The sequence below is a fragment of the Paenibacillus zeisoli genome (assembly GCF_003994465.1).
In the GTDB taxonomy this organism is placed as follows: domain Bacteria; phylum Bacillota; class Bacilli; order Paenibacillales; family Paenibacillaceae; genus Fontibacillus; species Fontibacillus zeisoli.
Window position 1 is genome coordinate 14956 of record NZ_RZNX01000002.1, and the last position, 17191, is coordinate 32146.

Genomic DNA, 17191 nt, shown 5'->3' on the forward strand with positions numbered 1-17191 from the left:
CATTTCTATGAAATTGGGATGTATTGGTAGATTCAATGTATCATAGTTTGATTCCCCTCACAATTCGCCTCTAATAAGTTGTGATGCACACGTCAGGAAGCCGGTTGAAATATTCTTCGGGCCGCTGTTGCTCCCCGATTCAGAAAGCTTCTAGGCGAACGATTCACTCCTCCGGAATCATTGCTCTCTCTTGCCTATAGGTGAATCTTCAGTTCAACTTTATAAAATTAAAAGACACCCTGCCTGCTTATGCAGACAAGGTGTCTTGAAGTTCATAATTATAGATTAAGAACTCTCTAATGTTCGTTATAATTAACTGCTAAACCAAGCTTTGATCATTGCAAAGTCCGATGCCAAGAAGACGAGCAAGCTTACGATTCCGAAACCGATTGCAAAAAGATTCTTGTCACGGGCCTTAATCAGGCGATACACCCCGATCAGGATGAGAACAGTGAACAGCAGCATAAAAATATCAAACATATTAAAGGTTGTTGTTGTTTCTCCTGGCTCGATGGCAAGCAACCACATGCTGGGACCCCCTCTGAATTCACAAAATTTACACATCTTCTTATATGTTATCTTCACAGTAAGGCAGATGCAAGAGAAATCACAAAAAAATTCAAATTTCAGCTTACAAAATACACAAAGAAGCTCCCTCGTAGAGTTGATGTCCTCTGTGAACCGACAAGTACTATCCTCACTTAGTCTAGTCAAAAAGGGACACAACTCCGTCAAGGGAGCCTTTTTCTATGATCTGTAAACAGAGCGCCCTACTTCATCGCTCATATTTATACTTATGCCTACGCTTGGAGAGGCTCACACTGTAGAGGCAGCCTGCTCCCGAAGCTCCTCACTCCGCTTCGTATCTCTTTCGAGCACAGGCTTAAGGTACTTACCTGTATATGATTCTTTAACTTTAATAACTTCTTCAGGTGTACCGGTAGCAATAATTGTACCGCCCCCGCTTCCGCCCTCAGGACCCAGGTCGATGAGATAATCCGCTGTCTTAATTACATCCAGATTATGCTCAATTACCAGTACCGTCTCTCCTGAGTCTACCAGACGGTGAAGCACTTTAAGCAGACGGTCTATATCATCCACATGTAATCCTGTAGTAGGCTCATCGAGAATATATATCGTCTTGCCTGTACTGCGACGGTACAGCTCGGATGCCAGCTTCACCCGCTGAGCCTCACCGCCGGACAGCGTCGTGGCCGGTTGACCCATCGTTACATAACCGAGCCCTACATCAAGAATCGTCTGAAGCTTGCGGTGAATCTTCGGAATGTTCTGGAAGAACTCGGTCGCATCCTCCACAGTCATCTCCAGAACATCGGCGATACTTTTATCCTTATACTTCACTTCCAGAGTCTCCCGGTTATACCGCTTGCCCTTGCAAATCTCACAAGGGACATAGACGTCGGGAAGGAAGTGCATCTCAATCTTAATGATTCCATCCCCGCGGCAGGCTTCGCAGCGCCCGCCCTTAATATTGAAGCTGAAGCGCCCTTTCTTGTAGCCGCGGATCTTGGCCTCATTCGTCTGGGCGAATAGGTCACGAATATCGTCAAAGACGCCTGTATACGTCGCCGGATTAGAACGAGGCGTACGTCCAATTGGAGATTGGTCAATGTCAACGACCTTCTCTACATGTTCCAGACCTTTCATTTCACGGTATTGGCCCGGGCGAACCTTCGCACGATTCAGATCACGGGCGAGAGTCTTATAGAGGATCTCGTTAACCAGTGTGGATTTGCCAGATCCGGATACTCCGGTTACGGCAGAGAATACCCCAATTGGAATCTTCACATTCAAATTCTTCAGATTATTCTCCTTCGCACCTCGGATCTCGATCCATCTCCCATCCGGCTTGCGGCGCTCCGCACTTACAGGAATGAACCTTCGCCCGCTCAAATACTGCCCCGTTAGAGAGTTAGGGTCCTCCATGACCTCCTTCGGTGTACCTTGAGAGACGACACTCCCCCCGTGGATTCCCGCACCTGGGCCAATATCGATAATATAGTCGGAGGCCAGCATCGTATCTTCATCATGCTCAACCACAATCAGCGTATTTCCAAGATCACGCATATGCTTCAAGGTCTCAATCAGACGGTCGTTATCCCGCTGATGCAGACCGATACTAGGCTCATCCAGAATATAGAGCACGCCCATGAGACTTGAACCAATCTGGGTTGCCAGGCGAATACGCTGAGCTTCCCCGCCTGATAACGTGCCTGCTGCACGGCTCATGGTAAGGTAATCAAGACCCACGTTCACCAGGAAGCCAAGCCGGCTGTTAATTTCCTTCAAGATCATATTCGCAATAGTCTGTTCCTTCTCGCTGAGCTTCAGCTCATGGAAGAAATTCATCGCTTCACCGATCGATAGGGACGTGACGTAAGCCATATTCTGGCCATCCACGGTCACGGCAAGACTCTCTTTCTTCAGACGCTGTCCTTTGCAGGTGCCGCACGGCTTCGCACCCATGAAACCTTCGATGAATTCGCGAATGCCATCGGAAGCCGTCTCCCGGTACCGACGTTCCAGATTCGGAACAATACCTTCAAAGGTAACATAGGCCTCCTTGCTCTGACCAAAGTCATTCTGATAGCGGAACTTGATCCGCTGTGAACCCGTACCATAGAGCAGCTTGTCCATTTGGTCCTTAGTAAGCTCTGATACCGGCACATCCTGCGGAATATGGTAATGCTCCGCTACAGACTTCAAATACTGAGGATAGTAGTTGGACGTGCTGCCGGCCCAGGCTTCAAACGCTCCGTTCTCAATACTCTTACGGGTATCAGGAACCAACAGCTCCGGATCAATGACCATCTTGGCTCCCAGACCATCACACTCCGGGCAGGCCCCGAACGGACTGTTGAACGAGAACATTCGCGGCGCCAGCTCCTCGATGCTGAAGCCGCAGATCGGGCAGGCAAAATTAGAGCTGAAACGCAGCTCCTCTTGGCCGATAATATCGACCAGAAGCTGACCCCCGGACATCTTCAGGGCAGTCTCAATGGAATCCGCGAGCCGCGACTTCACGTCCTCCTTCACCACAATCCGGTCTACAACCACTTCAATTGTGTGCTTCTTGTTCTTCTCAAGCTCGATGCTCTCAGACAGGTCGCGGAGTTCGCCATTGACCCGTACACGTACAAATCCCTGCTTGCTGATCTCCGCGAACAAGCTCTTGTGCTCTCCTTTTCGGCCTGAGATGACAGGAGCCAGAATCTGCAGACGGGTCTTCTCCGGATACTGCATAATCCGGTCTACCATCTGCTCAACGGTCTGGGATGTAATCTCTACCCCGTGATCCGGGCAATGCGGGTGCCCGATCCGGGCGAACAAAAGACGCAAGTAGTCGTAGATCTCCGTAACGGTACCTACCGTAGAACGCGGGTTACGGCTTGTCGTCTTCTGGTCAATGGAGATTGCCGGCGACAGACCTTCGATCGAGTCGACATCCGGCTTCTCCATTTGGCCCAAAAATTGTCTCGCATAGGCGGACAAGGATTCCACATAACGGCGCTGACCTTCCGCATAGATGGTATCGAAGGCAAGTGAGGATTTCCCCGATCCGCTAAGTCCAGTTAGAACAACGAAGCGGTCTCGCGGGATCGTAATATCTATATTCTTCAAATTGTGTGCTCTCGCACCCTTAATGACAATGTTCTCTATAGCCATCGTATCATCTCCTTGGAGTTCTTCCCCTTCGGACAGAACTTGTTCCGCTTAATCTGTTATTACTCTGCCTTCAATTCCAGTATGGCATCACGAAGCTCTGCCGCTCTCTCGAACTGCAGATTTTTGGCTGCTTCTTTCATCTCGGCTTCCAGACGACCAATATAAGCTTGGCGGTCTTTCTTCGACATCTTCTGAGCTCCATCTGCCAGATAATCCGCTTTGCCCTCAGCCACCTTGGTAGCCTCAATGATTTCACGGATCTTCTTCTTGATCGTCTGTGGTGTAATTCCGTGCTTCTCATTATACGCGATCTGGATGGCGCGGCGGCGCTCCGTCTCCTTGATGGCTTTGTCCATCGAATCGGTGATCTTGTCTCCATACATCAAGACACGCCCTTCAGAGTTACGCGCAGCACGCCCAATCGTCTGAATCAGAGAACGCTCGGAGCGAAGGAACCCTTCCTTATCTGCATCAAGAATAGCCACAAGAGAAACCTCCGGCAGATCCAACCCTTCCCGAAGCAGGTTGATTCCGATCAGAACGTGGAAGGTCCCCAGACGCAGATCTCTTAGAATCTGCAAACGCTCCAGGGTCTTGATATCTGAGTGCAGATATCTGACCTTGATGCCAATCTCCTTGAGGTAATCTGTCAGATCCTCAGACATCTTCTTGGTGAGTGTAGTCACTAGAACCCGTTCATCCTTGGCAATCCGGTCTCTGATCTCCCCGATCAGATCATCGATTTGGCCTTTCGTCGGGCGTACCTCTATAACTGGATCAAGAAGACCTGTCGGACGAATAATCTGCTGCACCATGGTATCTGTATGCTCAATCTCATAAGGTCCCGGCGTTGCAGATACGTAAATGATCTCCTTGACTTTCTCTTCGAACTCCTCGAACTTGAGCGGCCGGTTATCAAGGGCCGACGGAAGACGGAACCCGTGATCCACCAGCACATTCTTACGCGCTTGGTCTCCGTTGTACATGGCCCGGATCTGCGGCAGCGTCACATGGGACTCGTCAATAACAATCAGCATATCATCCGGAAAATAATCCAGCAGCGTATATGGCGTTGCCCCGCGTTCACGGAATGTCAGCGGTCCGGAATAGTTCTCAATCCCCGAACAGAAGCCGACTTCCTTCATCATTTCGATATCATAGCGCGTACGCTGTTCCAGTCGCTGTGCTTCGAGCAGTTTGCCTTCTGCACGGAACTTCTCGAGCTGCTCTTCCAGCTCGCGTTCAATATTAACCAGGGCGACACGCATGGTCTCTTCCTGAGTTACGAAGTGAGAAGCCGGGAAGATCGCAATATGGTCGCGTTCCCCGATCAATTCACCTGTCAGAACGTCGATTTCGGTAATCCGTTCGATTTCATCCCCGAAAAACTCTACCCTAACGGCCTGCTCCCCCTTGGAGGCAGGGAAAATCTCAATTACATCTCCGCGCACCCGGAAAGTCCCCCGGACGAAATTAATATCATTACGCTGATACTGGATGTCGACCAGTCTCGCCAGGATCTGATTTCTCGGCTTCTCCATCCCTACGCGCAAAGATAGCAGCAGGTTTCTGTATTCCACAGGTGATCCGAGACCATAAATACACGATACACTGGCTACGATGATCACATCACGGCGTTCAAACAGAGAACTCGTAGCGGAGTGGCGCAGCTTATCTATTTCTTCATTAATGCTTGAATCTTTCTCAATGTAGGTATCAGAAGAAGGGATATAAGCCTCTGGCTGATAGTAGTCATAGTAACTGACAAAGTAGTCGACGGAGTTGTTTGGAAAAAATTCCTTGAACTCACTTGCCAGCTGGGCGGCAAGCGTCTTGTTATGGGCAATGACAAGCGTTGGACGACCAAGCTTCGCAATCGTATGGGCGATGGTGAATGTCTTCCCTGTTCCCGTAGCGCCCAGCAGAGTCTGATGCTTCTTTCCTTGTCTGATGCCCTCTACCAGTTCAACGATCGCAGTCGGCTGATCTCCTTGTGGCGTATAATCAGAGATAAGCTCGAATTTTTGATTACTGACGACAATATCACTCATTGTCCAACATCACCCTTATCGTCTAAAATAGTATTCTGTACCCATTTATACTCGCAAACGTTATGCTAAGTTCATATATAGCTTCGAATCATGTCGATATCTATAGAAAAGAGGCGTACTCGCCTCCTTATTAATATAACCCTTATCAATATGGAATGAACTAAACGTTCAATTCTTAGTTCATTCCATATAAGATGTCTAATAAAATCACGGAAATCCTTTGTATTCCATGAATAAGAATGCCTGTTCCCATAATATTATACCTTTTTCATGAAATGGTTGCAATGGAGAGTCCGAACTAGGAGTGAATGAACCATATGGATGTAACTACAGTTGTTGGGATCATAGTTGGATTGATAGCGATTGTCGGCGGGTTTATCTGGGAAGGTGGACAATTCACGGGTCTCATGCAAATCACTGCTGCTGTAATCGTCTTTGGAGGGACAATTGCTGCCGTGCTGATCAGCTTCCCTGCTTCCAAGCTGAAGACGATTCCTTATGGTCTTGCCCTTGCCTTCAGATCCCGAAGACAGAATCATGATCAAATTATTGAGGATATTGTATCCATGGCTGTCACCGCCCGCCGTTCTGGTGTTCTTGCCTTGGAGCGTCAGGCCGCCCAACACGAGGATCCTTTTCTCCGGGAAGGTATACAGCTTGTCGTCGATGGAACAGATCAGCATTTGATCAAACAGATCATGGAGTTTGAGATTGATGCCACGGAGAATCGTTATAACGGCTACGCTAAAATATTCGAAACTGCCGGTGGCTATGCCCCAACCATGGGGATTATCGGTACCGTAATGGGCCTCATCCACGTGCTGGGGAGTCTGACGGAGCCGACGATGCTCGGACCGTCTATTGCGCTCGCTTTTACTGCGACGCTGTATGGTGTAGCAAGTGCCAACCTTATTTTTCTTCCCATTGCTACCAAAATCAAAACCCGGGGCGAGGATGAAATTCTTCGTATGGAAATGCTGCTGCACGGAATTCTGGCTGTCCAGAACGGAGACCACCACCTGCTGGTCCGCAAAAAGCTGGAATCCTTCGCCTTCAAGAAGCCCGAACGCGCCGCCCTGCTGCCTGAGGAGACGGCAGAATGAGACAGCGGCTGAACCGACGTAAACGGCAGGAAAGCGGTGACTCCAAGGACCGGTGGATGATCACCTATGCAGATTTGATCACTCTGCTGCTTATTTTCTTCATCATAATGTATGCCATGAGCCGGCTTGATGTCGAGAAATATGCCATCGTTACCGAATCGCTTCAGCTCACATTCAAAAGCGGTGATTCTCTGCTTGAGAAAGGCTCCGGCATTACAGGTTCCGCTGACAAGTATCGTTCCAAGAATCCCGCTCCTACCGCACCCGGAACGGATAATAGTACAGCCAACAAAAACGCAAACTCCGGGAGCACCAAACCCCTTACCGACAGGGAGCAGGCATTTCGCAAGCAGGAGGAGCAGCTGCAGAGTCTGATGAAGGTGATCCAGGAGTATATCAAGAGCAATAATCTGGAGGACCAGATCTTTGTCGCCGATTTGGCAAAAGGCATTACGATCACGCTCAGCGACCGCTTCCTGTTCGATGTAGGGAAGGCAGATCTGAAGGCAGGCTCTTCCCAGACCCTGGACAGGCTGGCCAGTCTGTTCCGCAAGCTGGATACGGTGATCAGTATTGAAGGACACACAGATAATCAGCCGATTGGCCGGGGCTCACGCTACAAGGACAACTGGGAACTGTCGGGCGCACGGGCCCTGTCGGTGCTCCGGTATTTCATCGATAGCGCCAAGCTGAATGCAGCCGAGTTCCAGTATGCTGGTTACGCCGATACGCGTCCGTCCGCAGACAACTCAACGGAGAAGGGCAGGCAGAAGAACAGGCGCGTGGAGATTACGGTGCTTAGACAGCTGCAAAAGTAAGAGGGGAAAGGCCGCAGAGCATGCTTGCTTCTGCGGCCTTTTTTTGTGATGCAGAGGGGGAGGGTTCAGAGCCGGCTTCGCTGCTGCTCTTCTGATGGGGAGGCAGATGGGTGTCATTACGGTGAGCTGCCCGGCTTACGATCGCTGTTATCCCCGGATTTCCTCAATTAATCCAGCCCTGTTCTGGGTTGAAATCCATGGATAAAGGCGAACGCTTACGCTTCTTCAGCTCGGGCATCTCCCCTCCATGACTCATTCTGCCCCTAATCAGAGCAGGAGCTCTGCTCGGAGAAGCCTCTTCCTCCCGCCGCTGCCCACCCCAAGGCCGCAGATAGATCATGGCGGCCTTGGGGTAGGCAGCGGAAAGATCATGGCGGCCTTCTCTGTGGTGCAAGGATAGTGCTGCAGAGCCGGTTTCGCTACTGCTCTGGTGGGGGAGGCAGATGGGTGTCATTACGGTGAGCTGCCCGGCTTACGATCGCTGTTATCCTCGGATTTCCTCAATTAATCTAACCCTGTTCAGGGTTGAAATCCGTGGATAAAGGCGAACGCTTACGCTTCTTCAGCTCGGACATCTCCCCTCCATGACTCATTCTGCCTCTAATCAGAGCAGGAGCTCTGCTCGGAGAAGCCTCTTCCTCCCGCCGCTGCCCACCCCAAGGCCGCAGATAGATCATGGCGGCCTTGGGGTAGGCAGCGGAAAGATCATGGCGGCCTTCTCTGTGGTGCAAGGATAGTGCTGCAGAGCCGGTTTCGCTACTGCTCTGGTGGGGGAGGCAGATGGGTGTCATTACGGTGAGCTGCCCGGCTTACGATCGCTGTTATCCTNGCGGCCTTGGGGTAGGCAGCGGAAAGATCATGGCGGCCTTCTCTGTGGTGCAAGGATAGTGCTGCAGAGCCGGTTTCGCTACTGCTCTGGTGGGGGAGGCAGATGGGTGTCATTACGGTGAGCTGCCCGGCTTACGATCGCTGTTATCCTCGGATTTCCTCAATTAATCTAACCCTGTTCAGGGTTGAAATCCGTGGATAAAGGCGAACGCTTACGCTTCTTCAGCTCGGACATCTCCCCTCCATGACTCATTCTGCCTCTAATCAGAGCAGGAGCTCTGCTCGGAGAAGCTTCTTCCTCCCTCCGCTACCCACCCAAGGCCGCAGATAGATCATGCTCTGCGGCCTTGGGTGGGTAGAAAAGAAAAAGAACATGCAGGTTAGCATGTTCTTTCTTATGAGAGTCAATTGACATCAAGGGAACTAAACTCTCCCTTGAGGTTTAACCATTTGACATCAAGAGGCGCTTGCAGCTCCCGCTTGTAGCTTTATCCCTTGACATCATAAATGGCTTGCATTTGCCCCTCTTGAGGCTTAACTACTAACACCATAGGGCTTGCACCAACCTCCTGAGGCTTAACTTCTAACACCATGGAGCTTGCACCGACCTCTTGAGGCTTAATCATTGACTAGCAAGCCTGCCTCAGGCGGCTTACTACCTGTCCAAAGTGCCGCCTCCGGCTGCCTTTGAACTCCCCTTACGCTCCGATGCGCCCCGGCGTGGTGACAGCAGCTCAAGCAGCGACAGCGGCTTGAGCCTTAAGGCCACCGGTGCATCATCATCCGGTGCAAGAATAACTCCCAGCTGGTGATGATCTCCAGCATAGATCGCCCGCTGGAGGAACTTGCTCTCGCCTTGCTGGTTCAGCACCTCAAGCTTGCAGAAGGCCGGGTTCATACGCAGCCCGGAATGCAGCTGCTCCTTTGTATTAATTGGTGTACCGTTCACTTTAAAAATAACTTCCCCTGCCTGGATCCCCAGCTCTTCAGCCGGGCTGCCAGGCAGCACAGCAAGCACCTTCAGTCCGCGCTGCGGATGAACAAAGAACGGGCTGCGATTCTGTTCCTCAAAGCGGCTGTACCATACGAGCAGCTCATGCAGCACGAATGCAGCAAGCGCAGCTACTACGGTCAGCGGACTCCACCAACCTGCAAGCAGTGCCAGCCCCAGAATTACGATGCTGTATATAAGCAAGCGGCTCGAGGTCAGCCGGGCTTTGTTCTTCGGCAGAGCGCTGACCGTCATCTCACTGAAGCCGATGACAACCGGCAGGGCAATCAGACTGAAGCCGCTCTGCCATGCATCTCCGCCGAAGAACGGCGTCCATGGCAGCAGGCTGCCTGTGGTCTGTGCCGGGATTAGGAGGAACAGCGGCACCGGCCAGAAACTCTTCATCTGGTAGCCACCCACCACTTTCCCCCGTTTACCCTCGTAGAACAGCGGCCCGGCGAATGCCGCACCCTGCCATCTAACCAGCATCGCCTCAGCAAGATGAAGCAGAGCAACAAGTGCTAGTAAAGACGGAATGTCCAGTTCACGAACAGCAGTAAGGACTTCTTGTCCATAGCCATCTAAATTGAAATCCGGGAACCAGCTCAAGATGAACTGAATCACACCGAGCAGGCCAACCGAATAGGCAAAGCACAGATAACGCACTCGGAAGAGCAGCAGTATAATAGAAACTGCCCAAATAAGAAGCACACCATTAAAGGTAAGCGTTGTTCCCAGAAATGCCGATACAAGCGACACCATAACCCCGGCCACTAGTCCGCCAAGCAGGGTAATCCACGTCTGACGTCCCCAGCTGTGAAGACGAACATGGAACAGCTTGCGTTCAAGATGGACCTGTCTTCTGTATTGAAGCATGATCAAAATAATCGAAATATAATAGAACGGCTGTGCAAGGAACTGCACAAGGGCATCCGACAGCCTCCATAACCATTCAAGCACGGTTTCCAAGTCATCGTCACTCTCCTCTGCTTCATGCTGGATGTAGGTAGAATTTCAGAAAAAAAGAAGGCTGAAATCAGCCTCCTTATTTATTCGACGAAGGAGAGGCTATCTCCTTCCGGATTTCGGCGAATGCACGCCCGAGCTGTACATCATTCTTCGGATCGCGGATATGGGCGATCAAGCTTTTCTCCAGCGCATCCGCGGTCTTGGCATCAATCTCACCATTAGCAGTCAGCTTGTTGTCCTTCTGGAAGCTCTTAACCGCAGTAACCGTCTTGGCATCAAAATAACCGTCCTTGCGTCCTGGAGCATAGCCCAGTCCGTCCAGCATCACTTGTGCACTCTTGACGTCTTCAGTGTTCATATCAAATTTAAGCGTCTTCTCTTTGTTGATTGGGGCTACGGAGAAGTAAGACGGCTGGGATACGGCAATGTCAGGCTTGATGCCTTTCTTGTGAATCCATTCTCCATTTGGTGTCAGCCATTTGGCGATGGTAATCTTCAGAAGGCTGCCATCTCCAAGCTCCTTGTCGAAGCTGGTCTGTACTGTTCCTTTTCCGTATGTGGTGTCCCCGATCAGCTTGGCATTGGCCGATTCTTTAAGCGCACCTGCCATAATCTCCGAAGCGCTGGCGCTTCCTTTGTTCGTAAGCACAACAATCGGATAAGTCTTCGCTGTGCCTTTGGACAGCGTCTGCTCTCTCTGCTTCTGCTTGTTCTCCACCTGAACAATCACCTTGTCTTTACCGATCAGGCGCTGCGCCATGTCGATAACTACAGACAAGACACCGCCCGGGTTGTTACGAACGTCAATGACAAGCCCCTTCATCCCTTTACTCTCCAACGAGTTCAGTTCCTTCTCGAAACGCTTGCCTGTATTCATGGAGAACTCCGTGATCTCAATGTATCCAATATGGTCTTTCTCCATATGGGCATGAACGGTCTCCATAGCAATGTCATCGCGCTTAATGGCGAACTCCAGCGGAGCCGCAGAACCGGCACGTTTGACCTTCACTTTGGCCTCTGAGCCTTTTGGCCCGCGGATCTTGCTGACCGCTTCATTCAAGCTGAGTCCTTCAAAAGATTCCCCATTTACCGATAGCAAAATATCTTTGGCATGGATACCCGCTTTCTCAGCAGGCGATCCTTTGATGGGAGATACTATTACGACGTTCCCATTCTCCATGGAGACCTCGGCTCCTATCCCCGAGAAGGAACCCTGGATTTGGGAAGTGAACTCCTGTGCGGTTGTTTTACCCATATAAGAAGAGAACGGGTCATCAAGTGCACTCATAATCCCGTTAATTGCTCCGTCGACAAGCTTGCTCTGATCCACATCCTGCACATAATTCTTCTTGACCAGATTAAGCGCGGTCTCAATTTTACTCAAGTCTTCCTTGCTCGCAGACTGGCTTCCATTCGAGGCAAATATTCCACTAACCGGTGAACCACTGCTGCTTACAAAGCCCCAATTCCCTGTTAGCGTCATCGTGAGCACACTGCTTACGAGCACGGCTACCACAACGAACAGAGCGACTGTGCGTCCTTTATACACGGTTCATTCACCGCCCTTTCCTTATCTGGCTGACTAGATGGATTTTCATTCCATACAGATAGCAGGCCTTTGATATCCATCATAGTATATGTTTAGCTTGTACGGAATATTTATCTAGAAAAAAGCAGAAACGGACCTGCATCCCAAAGGAAATTAGGTACCGTTTCTTAAAGTTTTAATACTTTGCTGCTTACAGATATGGCATCGGATCTACCGGAGTCCCGTTGACACGCACCTCAAAATGAAGGTGGGGCCCCGTAGAAGCACCGGTATTCCCGGATTCTGCAATGACTTCACCGCGCTTCACGTTGTCGCCCTTCTGCACATTGATCTTACTGAGATGACCGTATAATGTCCAAATATTATTCCCGTGATCGATGATGACACAGTTACCATAACCGTTCCACCACTCTGCCACGATTACATTCCCGCTGTCTGCCGCATGTACATCTGTTCCCTCGGAGACAGCAAAGTCAGTTCCCGTATGAAGCTTCTTCACACCCGTAATCGGGTGAATCCGATAACCGTAAGGGGACGAGATGCGGGCACCCGATACAGGCAGTCCCATAGAGCCGCCATTTCCTTTGAACCCTTCACTGCTTCCCGATGAACTCGAACTGCTGGAATTGCTGTGGGAACTACTGCTCGAGCTTGCGACCTTCACGGTCTTGCTCTTCTTCTTCTGGTTGTAAGCATAGATTTGAGCAGCTCTCAGCTTATTCTTCTCCTGTCCCAGCTGTGCTCTCTTGGAAGCAATCTGGACAAGCATTTGATCCTGCTTCGCACTGATATCATCGGACTCTTCAATATCGGATTGATAGTTCGCGATCAGCTTTTGCTTCTCTTTCTCTTTGGCTGCCAAAAGAACTTTACGCGACTCGGCTTCGCTGTACAGGTCCTTCGCCTTGGCATAGGCATTCTTCAGGTTCGCCTGCTCCTCTAGAATCAGTGCTTTATCTCTCTTATGATCCTCGAGAATAGTCTGATCCTGCTGGGCAATCGCTTGAAGCGAATCCGCCCGGTCCAGGAAATCCGTGAAGCTTGTTGAAGAGAGCAGCACATCCAGATAGGATACAGCTCCATCTGTGTACATGAGCCGAACCCGGGAATCCAGAAGCTTCTCCCGCTCATCGATCCGCTTCTGGGTCTGGTCGATCTTCTCCGCGGTAGCACGAAGCTGATCTTCGGTCTTATCGATCTCGCTTGTGATACCCGCGAGCTCGTTACTTACAGTATCAATCTGCTCCATAACCTGCTGCAGGAAATTGGTAGCTTTATTCTTGTAATGCATAGCTTCCTGCTTATCTTCTTCAGCTTGCTGCTGCTGATTCTTCGCGGACTTGGCCTGCTGCTGCAGCAATCTCAGCTCATGATCGATCTGATCGATCGTTCTTTTCTTGGCGTACCCTTCAGTAGGCTGGAAGATAACAACGGCGAGAGCCATAACGACGACGACAGATAACCATTTTTTCAATTCTATATTCCCCGTCCTTCTTTGAAAATCTATAGTATGGAATGCTCAATCCATATCGCTACACTTTTAAGAATTTGCGGATGGATACGGTACTTCCCCAAATGCCGATAATCAGTCCAAGTCCAATAATTAATCCGGCCAGCGGAAGTCCAATGGACTGAATGGAGATCAGATGAATCGGAATCGTAATATCCTGACTCACAGATTGAACCAGTTGATGATAACCGGCATACAGCACGGCTACAGTAACAAGTGATCCAATCATGCCGATGAGGGCTCCCTCCACAAAGAAGGGCCACCGAATGAAGTAATTCGTCGCACCTACGAGCTTCATAATGCCAATCTCCCGGCGGCGGGCCAGGATCGTAACCCGAATCGTATTGGAGATCAGGAACATGGCCATAATGCCGAGTCCAATGACGAAGACAAATCCAATATTACGAATGGCGCGGGTCACTTTGAAGAGCTTCTCAATCGTCCCTTTGCCATAATTCACTTTATAAATCGGAGGCGCTTTGTACTTATTGTTAAGAGCACTGATCTTGCTGGCAACAAAAGGTACCGTTGATGGTTCGATCACTTCAACTTTAAGCGTATCGGGAATCGGATTGGTAGCTTCCGTATACCCTTCAAGGAGATCCTTGCCGTTCTCTCCCAGCTTCTGCTTGAAATCCTTCAGCCCCTGGGATCTTGATACGAAAGTAACCCGGCTCACCTCTGGCATATTGCCGATCTCGGTCTGAACTTCCTGAATCGACTTCTGATCCACTTTCGAATTCAGGAAAGCGCTGATCTGAACCTGACTGTCAGCTTCATCAGCAAATTGGTTGACATTCAGCACAAGTAGAATAAATACGCCCAGTATAAATAGAGACACAATAATTGATGTAATTGACGCGACAGACATCCAACCGTTACGGAATACGTTCTTCGTACCTTCCCGTAAATGCCGCAAGAAGGTTCTAAAAGTCATATCCGTACTCTCCTCTCAGCTGGTCGCGGACAATGTTGCCCTGCTCGATGGCTATAACCCGCTTACGCATCGTGTTCACGATATCCTTGTTGTGCGTTGCCATGACAATCGTGGTTCCGCGGAAATTGATCTCATCCAGCAGCTGCATAATCCCCCATGAAGTCTCCGGGTCAAGGTTCCCGGTAGGCTCGTCCGCAATGATCACAGACGGATTGTTCACGATCGCCCTTGCAATCGCGACACGCTGCTGCTCCCCGCCCGACAGCTGGGACGGCTCACGGTTCGCCTTGCTCTTCAGTCCGACGAGATCAAGCACCTCCATCGTCCGCTTCTTGATGATTTTCTTCGGCGCTTCAATAACCTCTAACGCAAACGCTACATTCTCGTATGCAGTCAGTTTGGGTAGCAATCTGAAATCCTGGAAAATAACGCCGATATTCCGTCGGACATAAGGAATCTTGCGCGGCTTCAGCTTGCCGATGTTAAATCCATTTACTGAAATTTGCCCTTTAGTAGGCACTTCTTCTCTATAAATAAGCTTCATAAAAGTAGACTTCCCTGCACCCGAGGGACCGACGAGATACACAAACTCATTGCGGTCAATCTTTACCGAAACGCCTTGAAGGGCGTGGGTTCCGTTCGCATAAGTCTTCCAGACATCCTGCATTTCTATCACAGCATCACTTCCTAAATAATTATGTCTCTACAGAAATTAATCCAAGTAGGCGATCTATATGAATTGAACAAAAACTGCTTGCTCATTTCTTTAGTTCATCTCATCTATATTAACGAAGATGGTATGTTCCAAGCTTATAAAACTTCGACATGTTCCAGCCAAATCCTTTAAAAGATGAGTAATTTCATCAGTCCGTTAACCATTGTAACAAATTTGTTACTATTTGAGTACCCGCAAGTTTTCCATTCTTTTGACATATACATAGCTTGAGTCGTTTGTTCACAGGAATGTAACGGTGCCCAGCAAGCAGCCACTCTTGGCTTGAGGCCCGATATAAGACGCCGTTTTAAAGATAACATCAGGCTCCGGATTTCATCCGCCTAAGTTTCAAATCAGGAAATCTGGGGGCGGGCAGCGGCCGGAAGTCCAAGCATTCCCTGTAGTTACGACCGGACCCAAAATGCGAATTTTTCTCTGAGTCTTAGATAGCCCCACCTAATATATCGGATGTCATGCTGCTTAAGCTTAAGCGTCCCGTCCCATCACATAACAAACATAAAGGGTGATATGAATGAAAAAGCTTCATGTTCTCCTAATTATCCTGATCTCTCTTCTGCTAATTACGGCCGTTGTCTATGGACTTCTCCAGCTTTATGCGGCGAAGAATACCGTTCCATCCGGAGTACGGGTAGGAGGGATAGATATCGGGGGGTTGACCTTCAAGGCCGCGGAGAGGAGATTGAATGACGAAATTTCGAAGTTGGAGCTTACGCCCGTTCTGTTCACCGTGCCCGAGTCAGAGAACAGCCCCAAGCTGGAAATTATGTCTGACTGGAAACGGGCGGGAGTTCACTATACAGCCGAGGACTGGTTAGATGCCATGCAGCAGCTTACCCAAGGATCCGTCCTGCGCCGCGCATCCGCCAGATGGCATCTGGCCAAGCAGTGGAATCTAACGGCTCATTGGGATAAAACCAACCTCCGAAGGACCTTCAGTCCTTCTTGGGAGGCCAAGCAGTTCGGGGAGGCCATCAATGCGCAGAGGATCATCGGGCCGGATGACCGCATCAGCTATGAGCCAGGGCGACCGGTTACACGAATTGACTGGAAGGTGTTCGAGAAGACATTCAAGCAGTCTATTCCCGTGTCTATGATAAATACAAAGAAAAGGCTGTCACCTTCCCTCATACCGGTCGCTCTTACCGAACAAAACCCTGCCGTAACTTTGGACACGCTGAGGCGCCAGGGCATCCAGCGCAAAATTGCTGAATTTGCTACAGGCCTTGCATCCAGCAAGGCGGGAAGGCTGCACAACATAGGCGCTGCTGCTCAAGTGATCGACGGCATGCTGCTCGCCCCTGGAGCTATTTTCGATTATGCCAAAGTGATTGACCAGGCCGAAACGAAATACGGCTTTCAGCCTGCCCCGGTAATTGTACAAGGCAAGCTTGTCCCTGGAATTGGCGGCGGAATCTGCCAGGTCTCCAGCACGCTGTACAATGCAGCGATCCAAGCGGGGCTTGGCATTATAGAGCGGCGCAATCACTCCCTCCCGGTCAGCTACCTGCCTAAGGGGCAGGATGCGACTTTTGCCAAGGGATTCATTAATTTCCGATTCAAGAATACAACTTCCCACTATATTCTGATTAAAGCCACCCTTAATTCGAACAATCTGAGCATCAAGCTTTTCGGAGATATTCCTAGTAATATCAACTACAGACTGGAATCGCGGACTGTGAAAGTCCTGCCCATCCCGCATAAGTTCGTCAAGAACAATACGCTTGCATTAGGGGAGCAGGAAATGATATCACAGGGCAGGATCGGCTATATCATTGAAACTTACGTGATCAAATATGTTGACGGAGAGAGGACCGAGACTCGCAAAATCTCCCGGGATACTTACAGTCCTCAGCCGACTATAATCGCAATCAACATGCCTGAGCAAAGCCGTGTTCCTTCAGAGCCCAAAAGGGCCAAAGCCCCTCTGATTGAAGATGGCGTAGAGGGTCCGACATTCCCCTAATCCATGACAAAAAAGGACTCTGCGCAAGATCAAGGTCTGTGCGTAGAGT

General features: G+C 50.0%; 14 protein-coding genes. 3 read left to right on the forward strand and 11 right to left on the reverse strand.

What is annotated here, in order from left to right; genetic code table 11:
* Positions 1 to 312: 312 nt before the first annotated feature.
* From EJP77_RS06130 to uvrB, 3 genes are all read right to left on the reverse strand, one after another.
* Positions 313 to 528 carry a DUF2759 family protein gene (locus tag EJP77_RS06130; RefSeq protein WP_127198347.1) on the reverse strand — a complete coding sequence of 72 codons (216 nt, stop codon included), beginning with the start codon at positions 526 to 528 and terminating at the stop codon, positions 313 to 315.
* A gap of 288 nt (positions 529 to 816) precedes the next feature.
* Complete coding sequence (gene uvrA, locus EJP77_RS06135; RefSeq protein ID WP_127198348.1) at positions 817 to 3687, reverse strand: excinuclease ABC subunit UvrA; 2871 nt, start codon at positions 3685 to 3687, stop codon at positions 817 to 819.
* 59 nt (positions 3688 to 3746) lie between these two features.
* Positions 3747 to 5738, reverse strand: a complete 1992-nt coding sequence (gene uvrB, locus EJP77_RS06140; RefSeq protein ID WP_127198349.1) for an excinuclease ABC subunit UvrB — start codon at positions 5736 to 5738, stop codon at positions 3747 to 3749.
* A 317-nt stretch (positions 5739 to 6055) separates the two neighbouring features.
* Between uvrB and EJP77_RS06145 the strand changes: the two genes are divergently transcribed.
* Positions 6056 to 6841 carry a flagellar motor protein gene (locus EJP77_RS06145; protein ID WP_127198350.1) on the forward strand — a complete coding sequence of 262 codons (786 nt, stop codon included), beginning with the start codon at positions 6056 to 6058 and terminating at the stop codon, positions 6839 to 6841.
* Entirely contained in the window at positions 6838 to 7659 is an 822-nt protein-coding gene (locus tag EJP77_RS06150) for a flagellar motor protein MotB (protein ID WP_127198351.1), read from the forward strand. The genes EJP77_RS06145 and EJP77_RS06150 overlap by 4 nt, the downstream gene beginning before the upstream one ends.
* Before the next feature lie 163 nt (positions 7660 to 7822).
* On the opposite strand, the gene EJP77_RS06155 is transcribed toward EJP77_RS06150, so the two are convergent.
* The 8 genes from EJP77_RS06155 to ftsE form a co-directional block, all read right to left on the reverse strand.
* Positions 7823 to 8113, reverse strand: coding sequence for a hypothetical protein (locus EJP77_RS06155; RefSeq protein ID WP_127198352.1), 291 nt, complete (start codon positions 8111 to 8113; stop codon positions 7823 to 7825).
* 55 nt (positions 8114 to 8168) lie between these two features.
* Positions 8169 to 8450, reverse strand: a complete 282-nt coding sequence (locus EJP77_RS06160; protein WP_127198353.1) for a hypothetical protein — start codon at positions 8448 to 8450, stop codon at positions 8169 to 8171.
* Positions 8451 to 8975: 525 nt separating this feature from the next.
* A complete protein-coding gene (locus EJP77_RS20590; protein WP_185897199.1) occupies positions 8976 to 9113 on the reverse strand; it encodes a hypothetical protein in 138 nt (45 codons plus the stop codon).
* 29 nt (positions 9114 to 9142) lie between these two features.
* Positions 9143 to 10447: a PDZ domain-containing protein gene (locus EJP77_RS06165; RefSeq protein ID WP_127198354.1), complete on the reverse strand. Its 1305-nt coding sequence runs from the start codon at positions 10445 to 10447 to the stop codon at positions 9143 to 9145.
* Between the two features lie 76 nt (positions 10448 to 10523).
* On the reverse strand, positions 10524 to 11996 hold the full coding sequence (locus EJP77_RS06170) for a S41 family peptidase (protein ID WP_246021733.1): 1473 nt from the start codon (positions 11994 to 11996) through the stop codon (positions 10524 to 10526).
* Between the two features lie 190 nt (positions 11997 to 12186).
* Positions 12187 to 13470 (reverse strand): murein hydrolase activator EnvC family protein, encoded by a 1284-nt coding sequence (locus EJP77_RS06175; RefSeq protein ID WP_127198355.1) that lies wholly within the window; start codon positions 13468 to 13470, stop codon positions 12187 to 12189.
* Positions 13471 to 13528: 58 nt separating this feature from the next.
* Positions 13529 to 14443: a permease-like cell division protein FtsX gene (gene ftsX / locus EJP77_RS06180; protein WP_127198356.1), complete on the reverse strand. Its 915-nt coding sequence runs from the start codon at positions 14441 to 14443 to the stop codon at positions 13529 to 13531.
* Complete coding sequence (gene ftsE / locus EJP77_RS06185; protein WP_127198357.1) at positions 14433 to 15119, reverse strand: cell division ATP-binding protein FtsE; 687 nt, start codon at positions 15117 to 15119, stop codon at positions 14433 to 14435. The genes ftsX and ftsE overlap by 11 nt, the downstream gene beginning before the upstream one ends.
* Before the next feature lie 571 nt (positions 15120 to 15690).
* Between ftsE and EJP77_RS06190 the strand changes: the two genes are divergently transcribed.
* The gene (locus tag EJP77_RS06190; RefSeq protein WP_127198358.1) at positions 15691 to 17142 is read left to right on the forward strand and encodes a VanW family protein; all 1452 of its coding nucleotides are present in this window, start codon (positions 15691 to 15693) and stop codon (positions 17140 to 17142) included.
* Positions 17143 to 17191 lie beyond the last annotated feature (49 nt).